The following is a 15,732-nucleotide window of genomic DNA, read 5'->3' as shown; positions in this document are numbered from 1 at the left end:
ACTGACAAGGAACACCCTCCGATGTCCGAAGAATTTCGCGATAATCCGCAACAGCCATACGATTTGACGCCCGCCGCCCAACGTGCCTTGGCGGAGGCCGAAGAACGCCGCCGCGCCGTGAAGGGGGCCGAACTGCCCACAGAACTGGGCGGACGTGATGGCCCCGAGCCGGTGCGCTACGGCGATTGGGAAAAAAAGGGTCTCGCGATCGATTTCTGAGCGCCGCGCCCTTGGTGCACGCCGGGGGTTTTGCACCCCCGGACCCCCGCAGGATATTTTCAGAATTTGGAATGGGGGCGGCGGTTCAGAGCCCCAAGACGTCGAGCATGTCATATTCTCCGGGCGCTTTGTCTTGCCCCCAAAGCGCAGCCTTGAGTGCGCCGCGTGCAAAAATGGCGCGGTCGGTGGCAATATGGCGCAGCACGATACGCTCGCCTTGGCCTGCGAAAAGCACGTCATGCTCGCCCACGATATCGCCGCCGCGAATGGCAGAGAAGCCGATGGCTCCTTTCGCCCGCGCGCCGGTCATTCCGTCACGCCCCGATTCGCGGTGCTCGGCGAGCGTGATGCCCCGGCCTTCGGCGGCGGCCTCGCCCAGCATCAGCGCCGTTCCTGAAGGGGCGTCGACTTTTTTGTTGTGATGGGCCTCGATCACCTCGATATCCCAATCGGTATCCAGCGCGGCGGCGACCTTTTTCGTAAGCTGCGTGAGAAGATTGACCCCGAGACTCATGTTGCCCGCGCGCACGATCACCGCATGGCGGGCGCAGGGTTTGAGCGCGGCGATGTGATCTGCGCCCATGCCGGTAGTGCCGATGACATGGGTGAGGCGGGCTTGGGCGGCGAGTTTGGCGAAGGCCACGGTGGCATCAGGGGCGGTGAAGTCGATCACGGCCTGCGCGCCCGAAAACGCCACGAGCGGGTCATCGGTCACGAGCACGCCATTGGCGGCTCCACCCATCGCCTCGCCCAGATCGCGCCCGACCCAGTCATGGCCTTCGCGTTCGATTGCGCCGGCAAGACGCGCTTTGGCACTGTCTTGGATGAGGCGGATCAGCATCTGGCCCATGCGCCCCGAAGCCCCGGTCACGACGATACCTGGCAAATCGCTCATCTGACATCTCCTTCTCGCTTTGGCGCTATCTAGCCGCTTGCACGCGCCCATGCAAAGCCCCCGTTGCGCGCGCAGGCCTGAAGCATTATGTGAGCGCCATGGCTAAGAACAGTTCCTCAGCGGCCCGCGGGCCGAAACTCCGTCAGCTTCGCATGGGCGAGCTGATCCGGCACACCCTGTCGGATCTGCTTTTGCGTGGCGATGTGCATGATCCCGATCTCAACCGGATTTCGGTGACAGTGGGAGAGGTGCGGTGTTCGCCCGATCTCAAAGTTGCCACCGCTTATGTCACGCCTTTGGGCGGTCAGGGCGGCAGCGAGTTGATCGCAGCACTGGCGCGCAACAAGGGTGAGCTGCGCCATCTTCTGGGCAAAGAGATGACGGCGAAATACGTTCCCGATCTGCGGTTCCGTCTTGATGAGACCTATGACCAGATGGATGAGACGCGGCGCTTGTTTTCAGATGAAACGGTGCAACGCGACATCGCGGCGCGCGATGAAGGCGATGATGACGACGCGCGTGACTAACGTGGCGTTCGCGGTGCTTGCGCTGCTCGCGGCGCCCGCTTGGGCGCAAACGGTGCCCTGTGAAGACATGCAGTTTGACGGGCTTGGCTATACCGTTTGCACTGCGCATGCGGGCGATGATTTGCGGCTTTACCTCAATGATTCCGATGGTCAGCTGATCGGCACGCCCGAGCGCCTTGCCGCGATCCTGCCCGCTGACAAGCAGGTGGTTTTTGCGATGAATGCGGGCATGTATCATCCTGATCGCAAGCCGGTTGGGCTGTTCGTCGAGGATGGCACCCAAGAGCATAAAATTGTGACCTCCGAGGGGCCGGGGAATTTCGGGTTACTGCCCAACGGGGTGTTTTGCATTGCCGATACGCTATCGGTCATTGAATCGCGTGCCTTTGCAGCCGATCCGCCAAGCTGTCGCTATGCCACGCAATCCGGCCCGATGCTGGTGATCGACGGCGCGCTGCATCCAAAATTTCTCGCCGATGGCACCTCGACCAATATTCGCAACGGTGTCGGGGTTTCGGCGGATGGTCAGACGGCATGGTTCGCGATTTCCAACCAGCCCGTGACATTTCATCAATTCGCGCGGTTTTTCCGCGACGATCTGGGCGCGAAAGATGCGCTTTATTTTGATGGCAAGGTCTCGCGGTTGACGGTTCCTGCGCAGGGGCGCGAGGATCTGGGGCTGCCGATGGGGCCAATCGTGGCGCTGATCGCAGCGAAACCTGCCGCCAATTGACGCGGTCTGCCCCCTGCGATAGCAGACGCGCTGCAAAGATAAGGGACGATTATGGCTCGCAAAAAAGGGCGCGATATTTCAGGTTGGCTGATCGTGGACAAACCTGCGGGTGTGACGTCGACCTCTGTGGTCAATAAGGTGCGCTGGGCCTTGGACGCAAAGAAGGCAGGCCATGCCGGCACGCTTGATCCTGCGGCGACCGGCGTTCTTGCCGTGGCGCTGGGCGAGGCCACCAAAACCGTGCCTTTCATCACCGATGCGCTGAAATGCTACCGTTTCGTGGTGCAATTGGGGGCATCGACCAAGACCGACGATGCCGAAGGCGAGGTGATCGCCACCTCCGATGCGCGCCCCTCAGATGACGAAATCCGCACCGCGCTACACGCCTTTGAAGGCGATATTGAGCAAGTCCCGCCGCAATTCTCTGCCGTAAAGGTGGATGGCGAACGCGCCTATGCTTTGGCGCGCGCAGGTGAGGAAATGGATCTCGCGGCGCGCCCGCTTTTTGTGGAAAGCTTGGTGATGATTGCGCGCCTCGATGCAGATCAGGTCGAGTTGGAAATGGTCTGCGGCAAGGGTGGCTATGTGCGCTCGATCGCGCGCGATCTGGGGCAAAACCTTGGCTGCCTTGGCCATGTTGCATGGCTGCGCCGCGAATGGTCGGGGCCATTCGAGGCCAGTGACGGGATCAGCCTCGATCAGATTGATGCGCTCGCCAAGACCCCCGAACTCGACGCCAAACTGCTGCCGTTGGAACTGGGGCTGGATGACCTGCCCCAGCTCAAAGCCACGCCAGAGGGCGCTGTGCGTCTGAAGAATGGCAATCCCGGCATGGTTATTCCCGGCGCGGATGCAGTGGAATGGGGCGATGAGGCCTGGGTCAGTTTTGAGGGCAAGCCGCTTGCCGTGGGTGTCTATAAATCGGGCGAATTGCACCCCTCGCGCGTCTTCAATCTTTGATCTTTCATCTAGCCCGAAATACCTTTGATCTTTCATCTAGCCCGAAATACTCCCGCCGGAGGCTTCCGCAGCTGGAGCTTGGCGCAATCGGGGCTGGCAGAAGGAAACGGAGCGATTGGTGATGATCTCACGTGAACATATCAAGGGCGATGCGCCCTCTGTCGCGCTCTATTCCGAATGCGAGGCGTATCGCTACGCGCTGACAAGGGTGTGGGATGCTAGCAAACCGCGCGCGCTGTTCGTGATGCTCAACCCTTCGACCGCAACCGAGCGCCAGAATGACCCCACCGTCGAGCGATGCGAGCGCCGCGCCCGCGCGTTGGGTTTTGGCGCGTTCCGGGTGACCAATATTTTTGCATGGCGCGCCACCGATCCCAAGGTGATGCGCGCGCAAACCGATCCGGTTGGGCCGGACAATGACACGATGATCCGCGATAGTGTTGCATGGGCAAGCGGGCCTGACGACCGCATCATCTGTGCCTGGGGGGCGCATGGGGCGCATCTTGATCGCGGCGCTTCTGTCGAGCGCCTGCTGCGCGCGACCGGGCGTGATCTGCACCAGCTTGGGCTGACCAAGTCGGGGGCGCCCAAGCATCCGCTCTATATCGCCTATGACCGCCAACCGGCGCTTTGGCCCGGTCCACACAAGTGATTTCGTGATCGCGTCATGCGGCCTGTGTTAACAAACGCTTAGTATTTTAACCTTTTTTCATTAGAGAACCCTCTGGAAATGGCGTATCAATCACGCGAATTCACAGAGGTGTGATCGATGCTTTTTCTGTCCAGCCTATTGGGGCTTCTCGTTGCCGGGACGTCTGCGGGCATGTTTGCGTTCAAATCGGATACGTCTGAAACCGATACGGACCCTGAAACTGAGGTTTCGGACGAGTCTGAAAATAGTGACGCGCCCGATCTGTTCGATTTGGCGACCGCGACTGAGATGCAGGTCACGCCAGAGGATGCTCCCGGGCCCAATGACGTGCCAGCCGAGGTCACCGCAGGCGAAGAACGTCTTGATCCGGTTGTTTCTCCAAGCGCGGGCGCGGGTGATGATATCGTCTGGGGGGCCGCGCAGGGCGACACGATTGAGGGCGGCGCGGGCGATGATCAGATCGCAGGCTATGAGGGCAACGACACGCTGCTGGGTGGCGATGGGCGCGATCATCTGTTTGGCGATGCGGGCGATGACATGCTGGCCGGGGGCGCGGGCGATGATGCGCTGAATGGTGGGGATGGCGATGATTTGCTGGTTGCCGAAGATGGCGATGACGCGTTGGTCGGTGCCTTTGGCGCGGACACGCTGATGGGGGGCGCGGGCAGCGACACGCTGTCGGGCGGGGCCGATGGCGACTTGCTGCGCGGGGGCAGCGGCGATGACACGCTGGAGGGCGATGCAGGCGATGACACCTTGTCTGGCGATCAGGGCCATGACGAGATGTCGGGCGGGGCTGGGGATGATGTTATCCTTGGGCTTGTTCCCAATGCTGGCTTCGATGACCGAGAGGATGGCGACCTGCTGAATGGCGGCGCTGGGGCGGATACGCTGATAATGGGCTCGGGCGATTGGGCCAATGGCGGTGAGGATAGCGATCTGTTCACTTTGGGCGAATGGATTGATCCTGCCGCGCCGGCCACAATTTCCGATTACGCCCAGAGCGAAGATCAAATCGCGATCGTTTATGACCCCGAGGCGACGCCCGATCCGGTGGTGACGGTTGAGCCATCGCAAGATCATGACGCCGCGTCTTGGGTCTTGCTCAACGGGGTGCGGCTGGCCGAGGTGCTCAACGCGCGCGATCTGAGAAGCGAAGACGTGCTGCTGGCGACGCCGCAGCAATTTGCGTGGCTCTAGGACGCAGACGCCGCGAAAAATCACTTTTCTTCGCGCCGATTCGCGCCTATACGCGCCCATCCGAACCGAACAGGCTCGGTATATATGGACCCTGCTGGACGACATCCCGGCTTGCGCCCGAACCCTCGATATAAGGAGATCCCGATGTCGATCACTGTTGAAGACAAGAATGCGCTGATCAAAGAATACGCCACCAAAGAAGGCGACACCGGTTCGCCCGAAGTTCAGGTCGCGATCCTGACTAAGCGTATCGCAAACCTCACCGAGCATTTCAAAGAGCATAAAAAAGACAACCACTCGCGTCGTGGTCTGCTGATGCTCGTCGCGCAGCGCCGCAAGCTGCTCGATTACACCAAAGCCAAAGATGTGGCCCGCTACCAGTCGCTGATCGAGCGTCTCGGCCTGCGCCGCTAACCGTCGTCAGTTTTCGAACTGCGCAAGCGCCCGCCTTCACAGGCGGGCGTTTTGCTTTGACACCTGCCTTTTTGGCGGAATTTCAAGAAGTCGAATGATCTGTATTCGGCTCTTTGGTGGCGATTTGACCTAAATATTCATTTTTTAAAGACGATTTGACCAAACCATTTGCCGCGCAAGTCCAATGGCCTAATTTTCCTTCGATTTACAATTAAACTGTGTCACGAGTTCCCTGCGAACAGGACACATGAAACATTGCGACATGGAGGAGCAAATGGGAGTTGGCGTCTGGATCAGTCTGACCGCGTATTTCGTTTTGATGATCGGCATCGGCGTATACGCTTGGCGAAAATCCACATCGAATTCTGAGGAATATATGCTGGGCGGGCGCAATCTGCCCCCCGCCGTTGCCGCGCTGTCGGCTGGGGCATCTGATATGAGCGGTTGGCTGCTGCTGGGCCTACCCGGCGCGTTGTTTGTGTCTGGCCTGACGCAAAGCTGGATCGGGATCGGTCTGTTCGTCGGCGCGCTGGTGAACTGGATCGTCGTGGCCCCGCGCCTGCGCGAGCAGACCGAGCGTTATGACAACAGCCTCACCATTCCGGGCTTCTTGGGCAATCGCTTCCCCACCCAAGCCGCGCTGCTGCGCATGGTGTCGGCCGTGATCATCGTGGTGTTCTTCGCTGTGTATACCGCTTCGGGTTTGGTCGGCGGCGGCAAGCTGTTCGCCAGCGCCTTTGGTGGCAGCTACATGGCGGGTGTGATCCTGACGCTGGGGATCGTACTGGTTTACACCGTAATCGGCGGGTTTCTGGCCGTCAGTCTGACCGATTTCGTGCAGGGCTGCATCATGATGCTGGCGCTGGTGATCATGCCGATCGTGATCCTGACCACCGGGCAGGGCGATGGGGTGGGCGCTGCGGCGACCCGTCTGACCGCGATTGATCCGAACTACCTGTCGATGACGCACGGGTTGACCTTTGTGGGCTGGCTCTCGGCTGTGACTTGGGGGCTGGGCTATTTCGGTCAGCCCCATATTATCGTGCGCTTTATGGCCGTGCGCTCGGTCGCCGATGTGCCAAAAGCACGCAATATCGGCATGGGCTGGATGGCGATTTCGCTGATCGGCGCGATTTCGGTCGGGATTTTCGGGCGCGCCTATGCTGAGCGTAACGGGCTGAACGTCACTGATCCCGAGACGATCTTTATTATCCTGTCGAACCTGCTGTTCCACCCGTTGATCACCGGGTTCCTCTATGCCGCGCTACTGGCGGCGATCATGTCGACCGTGTCGAGCCAGTTGTTGGTCTCGTCCTCGTCGCTGACCGAGGATTTCTACAAGATGGTCCTCAACCGGGATGCATCGGATCGTACCTTGGTCAATGTCGGGCGTCTGGCGGTGCTGGCGGTCGGGGTCGCGGCGATTATTATCGCGCGCAATCCTGACAGCAAAGTGTTGGGTCTTGTGTCAAACGCTTGGGCCGGTTTCGGCGCAGCCTTTGGCCCGCTGATCTTACTGTCGTTGACATGGAAGCGAATGACCGGGCTCGGTGCAGTCGCTGGTTTGGTTGTCGGCGCGCTGACGGTGATCATCTGGATCGCTCTGGGGCTGAACAAGTCCTTCATGGGCGGCGCAGGGGTCTATGAGATCATCCCCGGTTTCATCGCCGCGTTCGTCGCGATTGTGGCGGTCAGTCTTGCGACCCGCGACACCGGAGAGTTCCGCGCAATCCCCGCGGAATAATCACCCCGTCCTATCACGGAAACGCCCGTCTCATGTGAGGCGGGTGTTTTTTCGTGGCTGCAACGGGCGGGGCGCGTGCAGCTTGTGCTTCCCAACTCCCTTGTTTTCCTGTATGGCGCTGCCATCTGTGACGTGACGCCCAAAGCCCCCGGGCACATGCGATTAGGATTGGGGGCGGCGGCAATGGGGCCGCCATGCAAATCGGGAGACACGGGATGGGCCCGTGGGTGCTCCCAGACAGGATACGCTGAATGTTCAATATCGTTAAAAAATCAATCCAGTGGGGCGAAGAAGAGCTCACGCTGGAAACCGGCAAAGTTGCGCGTCAGGCTGACGGCTCGGTTATCGCCACTTTGGGCGAAACCTCGGTCATGGCCAACGTGACTTTCGCCAAGGCGCCGAAGCCGGGTCAGGATTTCTTCCCGCTCACGGTGCATTACCAAGAGAAATATTACGCTGCGGGCAAAGTGCCGGGCGGCTTCTTCAAGCGCGAGGCGCGCCCGACCGAGAAAGAGACGCTGACCGCGCGTCTGATCGACCGTCCGTGCCGTCCGCTGTTCGTGCCGGGCTTCAAACATGAAGTGCTGGTGATGTGTACCGTGCTTTCGCATGATCTGGTCAACGAACCCGACGTCGTGGCGATGATCGCGGCCTCGGCTGCGCTGACCATTTCGGGCGTGCCCTTCATGGGTCCGATCGCGGCGGCGCGCGTGGGTTATGCGGATGGCGAATACATCCTCAACCCCGAAGTCGACGACATGCAGAAACTGCGCGAGAACCCCGAGCAGCGTCTCGATCTGGTTGTCGCAGGCACCAAAGACGCCGTGATGATGGTCGAATCCGAAGCTTACGAGCTGTCGGAAGCCGAGATGCTGGGCGCTGTGAAGTTCGGTCACGAGGCGATGCAGCCCGTGCTGGACCTGATCATCGATCTGGCCGAAACGGCAGCCAAAGAGCCCTTCGACTTCCAGGCTCCGGATTATTCCGCGCTGTATGGCAAGGTCAAAGCCGCTGGCGAAGCGCAGATGCGCGCCGCCTTTGCCATCAAGGACAAGCAAGAGCGCACCAATGCGATCGCCGCTGCCCGTGATGCCATCAAAGCCGCATTGAGCGAAGACGATCTGGCCGACGTCAACCTCGGTTCGGCGTTCAAAAAGCTCGAATCCTCGATCCTGCGTGGCGACATCATCAGTGGTGGCGCGCGTATCGACGGGCGTGACAACACCACCGTGCGTCCGATCGTGTCCGAAGTCGGCATCCTGCCGCGCACCCATGGCTCCTCGCTGTTCACCCGTGGTGAAACGCAGGCGCTGGTCGTGACCACGCTGGGCACCGGCGATGATGAACAGATCATCGACGCGCTGCATGGCAACTCGCGCTCCAACTTCCTGCTGCATTACAACTTCCCGCCCTACTCGGTCGGCGAAGTGGGTCGTGTGATGGGTCCGGGGCGTCGTGAAATCGGTCACGGCAAGCTGGCATGGCGCGCGCTGCAAGCGGTGCTGCCGGCTGCGACCGACTTCCCCTACACCATTCGCGTGGTGTCCGAGATCACCGAATCCAACGGTTCGTCGTCGATGGCGTCGGTCTGCGGTGGTTCGCTATCGATGATGGATGCGGGCGTTCCGCTGAAAGCTCCGGTGGCTGGTGTGGCGATGGGCCTGATCCTTGAAGAGGATGGCAAATACGCCGTGCTGACCGACATCCTGGGTGACGAAGATCACCTTGGCGACATGGACTTCAAAGTGGCGGGTACCGAGAACGGCATCACCTCGTTGCAGATGGACATCAAGGTTGCGGGCATCACGCCCGACATCATGGAGCAGGCGCTTGCGCAGGCGAAAGATGGCCGGATGCACATTCTTGGCGAGATGAACAAGGCGCTGTCGGCTGGCCGTCAGGAATTCTCCGCCCATGCTCCGCGCATCGAGACGATGCAGATCCCGACCGACAAGATCCGTGAAGTGATCGGCTCGGGCGGCAAGGTGATCCGCGAGATCGTCGAAGTGTCGGGTGCCAAGGTCGATATCAACGATGACGGTGTCATCAAGATCGCTTCGGCCAATGGTGAGGCTATCCAGAAGGCTTACGACATGATCCACGCGATCGTGGCCGAGCCCGAGGAAGGCCAGATCTACACCGGCAAAGTCGTGAAGCTCGTCGATTTCGGCGCCTTCGTGAACTTCTTCGGCAAGCGCGACGGCCTCGTCCATGTCAGCCAGATCGCCAACACCCGCCTGAACCACCCGAGCGATCTGCTCAAGGAAGGTCAGGAAGTGAAGGTGAAACTGCTCGGCTTTGACGATCGCGGTAAAGTGCGCCTCGGCATGAAGATGGTCGATCAGGAAACCGGGCAAGAGATCGCTCCGGAAAAGGCAAAAGGCGAAGACGCGTAAGCTTTTCGCTTTCGATGAAAATTGCGCTGGCCCCTGCCCAATAGCAGGGGCCTTTGCTATTTGATGTAGCCAAGCAGGTCGCAGGAGATGTCATGAACCAGACAAGCCTACTCAAGCCTATCACAGCGCTGCGCAAGTCTGGTGCGCGTTTGACATGTGTCGCACTTACTCACAATGAAGGGCGGATTTTACCAGAGTTCCTTGCGCACTACCGCTTGCTTGGAGTTGATCATTTTCTGATAGTTGATGATCGTTCGGACGACGGCTCTCGCGAACTACTTGAAGCGCAGCACGACGTGAGCCTTTTTTCGCCTGTGGATGGTTCAAGCTATTCGCGCGATAAGCGTTTCTGGCGTGCTCAACTACTGGATGAGTATTGCGATGGTTCGTGGGTCGTTGTGCCCGATGTCGACGAACATCTAGTCTATCACCAAGTGGAAGATCGTGATTTGCATACGGTTATTTCCGGCTTCGAGTCGGAAGGGGCTGAAGCTGTGCAAGCAACGATGATCGACATGTATCAGGATGCGCCGCTTAGCGAACATCGGTATCAAGAGGGGCGTTTGATCGAAACATTCCCACTTTTTGATGCCCCCGATTCTTATATGCGAATTGCCAGTCCGCGCAAATTTCGCGCAAAGTATCCGACCCCCTATTTCCAAGTGATAGGTGGCATGCGGCAGCGGATTTTCGCTCCATTGGGGGTTTCACGAGATTCCGCCGAAGCAAGAATGATACACCGATTTGCTGACGTTGGTGGCAGTTACGAACCTGGATATGTCGAGAGATTGAGGGCGGCGTTGCTTAGGCACCGGCTAAGAGCCCGACTGCGTAATGTACCGCTATACAATTTGACCAAGATACCTTTGTTACGCTGGCAGTCAGGAATGTATTTCTACAATGGAGCGCATGCACTCTCGCGCAAGCTGCCATTGGCAAAATCACGTATGGCGCTTTTGCATTTCAAGTTTACGAATGGCGTCGACCAAATCCGCTACATCGCAGACCGGGGCGAACATGCTCAGGGAAGCGCGCATTACATGCATATTGTCGAACAGGAAGCATTGCTTGCCCGTTCTCCGACCTTCACAGGCACGCGGCCCTATCAAACTAGCAAGTCACTCGGGCGGCTCTTGGGATAAGTCGTGCGCAGCTTGCCTGCTCTGGAGCCGTCGTCTATTGGACTTGTAGGGCGATCACCAAGAAGAGAGGTGATCGGGAAGCTAACAGGGAGATACGAGTGACACGCAAAAAACCGACTTTCAGAAGTCTGCGCCTCTGGCTGCATCGTGTTACACGCAGGAAAGTTACTCGCCTCGACGGGGTATGTCTGATCTGTGCCGAGGATAAGGTCCCACGTTCAGTTGCGGCAGGCATAATAAAGGGGGGCTACGAACTTGCAGAGAGGCAGCTTGCTCGCAAAGCGATCCGTTCAACTGATAGGGTGATCGAGATTGGCGCTGGGGTGGGCGTGGTTGGTCTTATCTGCACCAAAGCTGCGAGTGAAGGTCGCGTCACTTCCTATGAGGCAAATGCTACGCTAGAGACAATTATCCATGAGAATTATGCTCTCAACGGTTTGTCTCCTAACCTGATACTCAAGGCGGTTACAGTCGATGGCAGCCCGATTACTTTCTTCCGCGATCCGGGTATCGTTTCTTCCTCGGTCATAGATCGCGGCCTTAAGAGTGATCAGGTGACCGTGGAAAGTGTTCCGATCAAGCAGGCTTTGGAGGAAACCAAGGCAAATGTATTGGTAATGGACGTCGAAGGTGCTGAAATTGCACTGCTAGAAGCGGCCGATTTGTCGAGCATACGCGAAATGATTATCGAAGTGCATCCCCATATCATGGGTGAAAAGGCGATTGATGGCATGCTGGCAAATCTAGTTGAGCGTGGCTTTAACCTTCGTGAAAAGCGGCATAAAACAGTCTGGCTTAGTCGAGAGACAAGCTAACCCATGTGGCCTGCCTATGTCATAAACCTTGCCGATAATACTGTGCGGATGGATCAGGCGCGGGCGGTGCTTGAGGGGCAGGGGATTGCGTTTCAGCGAGTTGAGGCGGTGAATGGCTGGCAATTGCCGCAGGCCAAAATCGATGCCTGTTATGACGCTAAGCGCAATGCGCGTGCGGGCCGTCAGCCGCTCGTGCCTGCCGAGATTGGCTGTTACCTGTCGCATATCGACGCTTGGCGCCAGATTGCCGAGGGTCCGGCCGAAGGTGGCGTGATCTTTGAGGATGATTTCGAGGCCGACGACACGTTGCGCCCCGTGATTGAGGCGCTGTCCAACGACGGCGCGCGCGATTGGGACATGGTCAAGCTGTTCACGCTCGATCCTCAGGTCGATTTGGCGCAGGCGCGCGATCTGCTGCCCGGCATCCGCATTGGCGTTCCATATCGCGTGCCGACCTGCCTGATCGGCTATGCGCTGACCCGCGCGGCGGCGCAGCGTTTGGTTGCGCGCGCCACGCCGTTTTTCCGCCCCGTGGATGAAGATCAGAAATTCGTTTGGGAAACCGGTCTGCGGGTGGCCCTTGTGCTGCCCGGGCCCGTGCGTATTGGCGATCAACAGGCGGTCACGGGCACCATTGGCAAGGCCCGTCGTGCGGGGCGGCGCGGCGGCTTGGGCCAAGCGCTGCATTCGCTGATTTATGGGTTGCGCTATCGGCGCGCATTGGCGCGTCATCGGCGCAAGGAAGGTTGGACGCACAATGACTAAGGCGATGCCCAAACGTGTGTTGCATTTCCATTTCGGCAAAGAGGGCGGGGCGGAGCGGTTTTTCGTGAACCTCGCAGGAGCTTTCGCCGAACGCGGACTGGAGCAGCGCTTTGTGATCCGCCCGAACCGGACTTGGGAGGGGGACATCACGCCGCTCGGCCAGGTGATGCGCAACAATTTCAGCCGGATTTCGCCGCTCAGCCTGCTGGCGCATTGGCGAGCAAATGCGTGGGTGCGCGACTGGAAGCCCGATGCGGTGATGGCGTGGATGCCGCGCGCGGGGCGGTTGTTGCATGACTGGCCCGGTGTCGTGAAACTTGCGCGGATGGGGGATTTTCCCGAGAACCTCAAACATTTCGGCAAATGCGATGTGCTGGTGGGAAATCTGCCGGGGATTGCCACGCGCTGTCGCGATCTGGGCTGGCAACGCCCGGTTCTGACGATCTCGAATTTCGCCCGCAAGGTAGATGCAAGCCCGATCAATCGCGCTGCAATGGGCACCCCGGAAGGGGCGTTTGTCGTGGTAGCCTCGGGCCGTTTCGTGCCGCGCAAAGGGTTTGATACGTTGATCCGGGCGGTTGCCCGCCTGCCCGACGCCTATTTGTGGCTGCTGGGGGATGGAGAGCAACGCGGCGCACTCACGGCACTGGCGAAAGAGCTGGGCATGGCCGACCGGGTGCGTTTTGCAGGCTGGGTGAGCGAGCCGATGCATCATGTGGCGGCTGGCGATGCGTTCGTGATGCCCTCGCGCCATGAGCCCTTGGGCAATACCTTGCTTGAGGCGTGGCAGGCCGGTGTGCCGACGGTCGCGACACGCTCTGAGGGGCCGGACTGGTATATGCGCGATGGCGTCGACGGGATCGTCACCGAGATCGACGATGACTTTGCGATTGCCGCTGGTCTGGCGCGGTTGCGCGATGAGCCGGGTTTGGGTGAGATGTTCGTTGCCAATGCCCGCGAACGGCTTGACGCGTATTTCAGTCGTGATGCGGTGGTCGATGCCTATCTGCGCGTGTTTTCGGGCGATTTTACAGCCCAGACCAGACCCGATGCGGAATGAAAGCGCTGGTGATCAATCTTGACCGTGAAACGGCGCGATTGGCGTTTCAACAGGACCAAGCCGCCCGGTTGGGCTATGAGCTGACGCGGATCGCCGCTGTGACGGTCGACGCTATCGCGCCGCCCTTGGAGGCCCCGATCTGGGCGCGCTGGCAGCGCCCGTTGCGCGGCGTTGAGATCGCCACGCTGATGTCACATCGCATCGCATGGGAGCGCGTCGTTGCTGAAGGCTGCGCGATGCTTGTGCTTGAAGATGACGCTTGGCTGATGAACAGCGCGGCGGCGTTTTTGGCGCAGCTGCAAGCGGCTTCGGATGTTGAGCTTGTGACACTTGAGACGCGCGGGCGGCGCAAGATCATGGGGGGGCGTCACGCTGACCTGCCAGGGTTGCGGCGGCTGTATCTTGATCGCAGCGGGGCTGCGGCCTATGTGCTTTGGCCCGACGGCGCACGCAAGTTGTTGGCGCGGGCCGATGCAGTTCCCGCGCTGGCTGATGCGGTGCTGGTTGAGGCGGCGGGGCTGAAGCGTTGGCAAGCCGATCCGGCACAAGCGATCCAGATCGACATGGCTGACCGCTATGGGCTAAGCGCCCCAATCGCGGTGGCCAGCGCGATTTCTAGCGTGGCGCGGCCCGGGCGCGGTGGTTGGCGCTTTCGTGTCAGGCGCATCTATCGCCAAGCTGTGATGGGCTTGATAGGTTTGCGCACTCTATTTGGGGCGCAGCGGTGCGAAGTTCAGCCCGCACCACAACACGAGGGGCGTTGATGGCTGGTCTTCGTATGATCCGTAACTACCTGACTTGGCAGCTTGGTCACCCGACCCATTTGTTTCTGCACATCCCCAAGAATGCCGGGGTGAGTCTGCGCAAGCATCCCCAGTTGCAGGGGCGTATCTTGCCCGCCGATCCATATCTTCTCAAGGATCGCGCCTATCGCAAGGAACTGCTGGCAACGATGAACGCCAATGGAGAGCATCACGGCTATCAGCACGCGCGCTGGCGGGATCTGTCGCACAAAGCGCAGGCGCGCTTGCAGGCCTTTGCGGTGGTGCGCAACCCTTGGGCGCGCACGGTGTCGCGCTGGACCTTCGGCAAGCTGGCGATGGAAAAATCGACCCGCTCCAATGATTACACCGCCCAAAGCTTCGACGCGTTCCTTGAAGAGCGTCACGTCTGGGGCAACAAGCCGTTTTATTGGCATCGTGCGATCCGCGGGTGGTATCCGCAGCTTGACTACGTGACCAATGAGGCGGGTGAAATTCAGGCTGACATCTTGCGTCTTGAGCATTTGCGCGACGAACTGCCCGCCTATTTCAAGGTGGACCCCGCGCCACAACGCAACCGCTCTGCGAAGGCTGATTACCGCAGCTTCTACACCCCGCGCACGATCCAGATCGTTGCCGACTGGTATCACGCCGATATCGAGCGCTTCGGGTTTGATTTCGACACGCCTGCGCAGCGCAATTACTGGGCACAAGAGCGCGCATGAAAAAGCCCCGGCGCGGCGGCCGGGGCTTCATGCTATCGCAGGTGCTGTTCCGCCCTGACCTCAGATCTTGACGGTGCGCAGGTAGGGCAGTTTGACATCGACATCGCCATATTTCGCCTTGGCTTCCTCGGTCGACAGCGACAGGCCCACGATCACGTCTTGACCGGGCACCCAGTTGGCGGGGGTTGCCAGCGGCTGGCCGTCGGTGGCTTGCACGGCATCAAGAGCGCGCAGGATCTCGGCGAAGTTGCGACCAACGGTCATCGGGTAGATGATCATCAGGCGGATTTTCTTGTCGGGGCCGATGATAAAGGTCGTACGCACCGAAGCCGAGTCAGCCGCCGTGCGCCCGTCGGGCATATAGGCCTCTGCGGGCAGCATGTCATAGAGCTTGGAGACATTGAGCGAGGTATCGTCGATGATCGGGAAATTCGCGGGCGCACCAGCGACTTTCTCGATGTCGGCTTTCCATTTCACGTGCTCTTCGACGGTGTCGACGGAGACGCCCATCACCTTGGTGTTGCGCTTTTCGAATTCGGAGGCGAGCTGAGCGACCGCGCTGAATTCGGTGGTGCAAACCGGGGTGAAGTCTTTGGGATGCGAGAAAAGGATCGCGTAGCCGTCGCCGACCCAATCATGGAACTTGATCTCGCCAGCGGTCGAGTCAGCGGTGAAATCGGGAGCAATATCGTTGATGCGCAGGCCCATGAGGCACCTCCTGTCA

The 15,732-nt window shown here is 59.7% G+C and carries 17 protein-coding genes; 15 read left to right on the top strand and 2 right to left on the bottom strand.

Translation table 11 applies throughout. The features are described from left to right. Nucleotides 1–21: 21 nt before the first annotated feature. Nucleotides 22–219, top strand: a complete 198-nt coding sequence (locus QZ571_RS04025; protein ID WP_295532136.1) for a DUF1674 domain-containing protein — start codon at nt 22–24, stop codon at nt 217–219. 85 nt (nt 220–304) lie between these two features. On the opposite strand, the gene dapB is transcribed toward QZ571_RS04025, so the two are convergent. Further along, nucleotides 305–1,114 (bottom strand): 4-hydroxy-tetrahydrodipicolinate reductase, encoded by an 810-nt coding sequence (gene dapB, locus QZ571_RS04020; RefSeq protein ID WP_295532134.1) that lies wholly within the window; start codon nt 1,112–1,114, stop codon nt 305–307. 98 nt (nt 1,115–1,212) lie between these two features. Here dapB and rbfA point away from each other — a divergent pair, with 98 nt between their 5' ends. The 14 genes from rbfA (at nt 1,213) to QZ571_RS03950 (ending at nt 15,008) form a co-directional block, all read left to right on the top strand. After that, nucleotides 1,213–1,641, top strand: coding sequence for a 30S ribosome-binding factor RbfA (gene rbfA, locus QZ571_RS04015; protein ID WP_295532131.1), 429 nt, complete (start codon nt 1,213–1,215; stop codon nt 1,639–1,641). After that, nucleotides 1,622–2,374 (top strand): phosphodiester glycosidase family protein, encoded by a 753-nt coding sequence (locus QZ571_RS04010; protein WP_295532127.1) that lies wholly within the window; start codon nt 1,622–1,624, stop codon nt 2,372–2,374. Before rbfA ends, QZ571_RS04010 begins: the two co-directional genes overlap by 20 nt. A 51-nt stretch (nt 2,375–2,425) precedes the next feature. After that, the gene (gene truB, locus QZ571_RS04005; RefSeq protein WP_295532124.1) at nt 2,426–3,334 is read left to right on the top strand and encodes a tRNA pseudouridine(55) synthase TruB; all 909 of its coding nucleotides are present in this window, start codon (nt 2,426–2,428) and stop codon (nt 3,332–3,334) included. Nucleotides 3,335–3,455: 121 nt separating this feature from the next. Next, entirely contained in the window at nt 3,456–3,986 is a 531-nt protein-coding gene (locus tag QZ571_RS04000) for a DUF1643 domain-containing protein (protein ID WP_295532121.1), read from the top strand. A 117-nt stretch (nt 3,987–4,103) separates the two neighbouring features. Further along, a complete protein-coding gene (locus QZ571_RS03995) occupies nt 4,104–5,186 on the top strand; it encodes a calcium-binding protein (protein ID WP_295532117.1) in 1,083 nt (360 codons plus the stop codon). A 144-nt stretch (nt 5,187–5,330) separates the two neighbouring features. Beyond that, complete coding sequence (gene rpsO, locus QZ571_RS03990) at nt 5,331–5,600, top strand: 30S ribosomal protein S15 (RefSeq protein WP_295532114.1); 270 nt, start codon at nt 5,331–5,333, stop codon at nt 5,598–5,600. Nucleotides 5,601–5,874: 274 nt separating this feature from the next. Beyond that, on the top strand, nt 5,875–7,344 hold the full coding sequence (gene putP / locus QZ571_RS03985; protein WP_295532111.1) for a sodium/proline symporter PutP: 1,470 nt from the start codon (nt 5,875–5,877) through the stop codon (nt 7,342–7,344). A 251-nt stretch (nt 7,345–7,595) separates the two neighbouring features. Further along, nucleotides 7,596–9,740 (top strand): polyribonucleotide nucleotidyltransferase, encoded by a 2,145-nt coding sequence (gene pnp / locus QZ571_RS03980; protein ID WP_295532109.1) that lies wholly within the window; start codon nt 7,596–7,598, stop codon nt 9,738–9,740. Between the two features lie 92 nt (nt 9,741–9,832). After that, nucleotides 9,833–10,882, top strand: a complete 1,050-nt coding sequence (locus QZ571_RS03975) for a glycosyltransferase family 2 protein (RefSeq protein WP_295532106.1) — start codon at nt 9,833–9,835, stop codon at nt 10,880–10,882. A gap of 98 nt (nt 10,883–10,980) precedes the next feature. After that, a complete protein-coding gene (locus QZ571_RS03970; protein ID WP_295532103.1) occupies nt 10,981–11,697 on the top strand; it encodes an FkbM family methyltransferase in 717 nt (238 codons plus the stop codon). A 3-nt stretch (nt 11,698–11,700) separates the two neighbouring features. Continuing rightward, nucleotides 11,701–12,462 (top strand): glycosyltransferase family 25 protein, encoded by a 762-nt coding sequence (locus QZ571_RS03965; RefSeq protein ID WP_295532099.1) that lies wholly within the window; start codon nt 11,701–11,703, stop codon nt 12,460–12,462. Then, nucleotides 12,455–13,522, top strand: coding sequence for a glycosyltransferase (locus QZ571_RS03960; protein ID WP_295532096.1), 1,068 nt, complete (start codon nt 12,455–12,457; stop codon nt 13,520–13,522). The genes QZ571_RS03965 and QZ571_RS03960 overlap by 8 nt, the downstream gene beginning before the upstream one ends. An 8-nt stretch (nt 13,523–13,530) precedes the next feature. After that, nucleotides 13,531–14,286, top strand: a complete 756-nt coding sequence (locus QZ571_RS03955) for a glycosyltransferase family 25 protein (RefSeq protein WP_295532093.1) — start codon at nt 13,531–13,533, stop codon at nt 14,284–14,286. After that, the gene (locus QZ571_RS03950; protein WP_295532090.1) at nt 14,286–15,008 is read left to right on the top strand and encodes a sulfotransferase family 2 domain-containing protein; all 723 of its coding nucleotides are present in this window, start codon (nt 14,286–14,288) and stop codon (nt 15,006–15,008) included. The genes QZ571_RS03955 and QZ571_RS03950 overlap by 1 nt, the downstream gene beginning before the upstream one ends. A gap of 60 nt (nt 15,009–15,068) precedes the next feature. Here QZ571_RS03950 and QZ571_RS03945 read toward each other — a convergent pair whose 3' ends face one another. Then, nucleotides 15,069–15,716, bottom strand: a complete 648-nt coding sequence (locus QZ571_RS03945; RefSeq protein ID WP_295532087.1) for a peroxiredoxin — start codon at nt 15,714–15,716, stop codon at nt 15,069–15,071. Nucleotides 15,717–15,732 lie beyond the last annotated feature (16 nt).

Origin of the sequence: uncultured Thioclava sp. (genome assembly GCF_913064665.1) — a bacterium.
Lineage (GTDB): Bacteria > Pseudomonadota > Alphaproteobacteria > Rhodobacterales > Rhodobacteraceae > Thioclava > Thioclava arctica.
Note: the sequence above shows the minus strand (reverse complement) of the source record. Positions and strands in the feature narration are given on the sequence as shown.

Bases quoted from the DNA above. Each gene is read 5' to 3' on its own strand.
- QZ571_RS03965 (WP_295532099.1), top strand. From the start codon at position 11,701: ATGTGGCCTGCCTATGTCATAAACCTTGCCGATAATACTGTGCGGATG.
- QZ571_RS03960 (WP_295532096.1), top strand. From the start codon at position 12,455: ATGACTAAGGCGATGCCCAAACGTGTGTTGCATTTCCATTTCGGCAAA.
- truB (WP_295532124.1), top strand. From the start codon at position 2,426: ATGGCTCGCAAAAAAGGGCGCGATATTTCAGGTTGGCTGATCGTGGAC.
- putP (WP_295532111.1), top strand. From the start codon at position 5,875: ATGGGAGTTGGCGTCTGGATCAGTCTGACCGCGTATTTCGTTTTGATG.
- rpsO (WP_295532114.1), top strand. From the start codon at position 5,331: ATGTCGATCACTGTTGAAGACAAGAATGCGCTGATCAAAGAATACGCC.
- QZ571_RS04025 (WP_295532136.1), top strand. From the start codon at position 22: ATGTCCGAAGAATTTCGCGATAATCCGCAACAGCCATACGATTTGACG.
- QZ571_RS04000 (WP_295532121.1), top strand. From the start codon at position 3,456: ATGATCTCACGTGAACATATCAAGGGCGATGCGCCCTCTGTCGCGCTC.
- QZ571_RS04010 (WP_295532127.1), top strand. From the start codon at position 1,622: ATGACGACGCGCGTGACTAACGTGGCGTTCGCGGTGCTTGCGCTGCTC.
- dapB (WP_295532134.1), bottom strand. From the start codon at position 1,114: ATGAGCGATTTGCCAGGTATCGTCGTGACCGGGGCTTCGGGGCGCATG.
- QZ571_RS03975 (WP_295532106.1), top strand. From the start codon at position 9,833: ATGAACCAGACAAGCCTACTCAAGCCTATCACAGCGCTGCGCAAGTCT.
- rbfA (WP_295532131.1), top strand. From the start codon at position 1,213: ATGGCTAAGAACAGTTCCTCAGCGGCCCGCGGGCCGAAACTCCGTCAG.
- pnp (WP_295532109.1), top strand. From the start codon at position 7,596: ATGTTCAATATCGTTAAAAAATCAATCCAGTGGGGCGAAGAAGAGCTC.
- QZ571_RS03945 (WP_295532087.1), bottom strand. From the start codon at position 15,716: ATGGGCCTGCGCATCAACGATATTGCTCCCGATTTCACCGCTGACTCG.
- QZ571_RS03995 (WP_295532117.1), top strand. From the start codon at position 4,104: ATGCTTTTTCTGTCCAGCCTATTGGGGCTTCTCGTTGCCGGGACGTCT.
- QZ571_RS03950 (WP_295532090.1), top strand. From the start codon at position 14,286: ATGGCTGGTCTTCGTATGATCCGTAACTACCTGACTTGGCAGCTTGGT.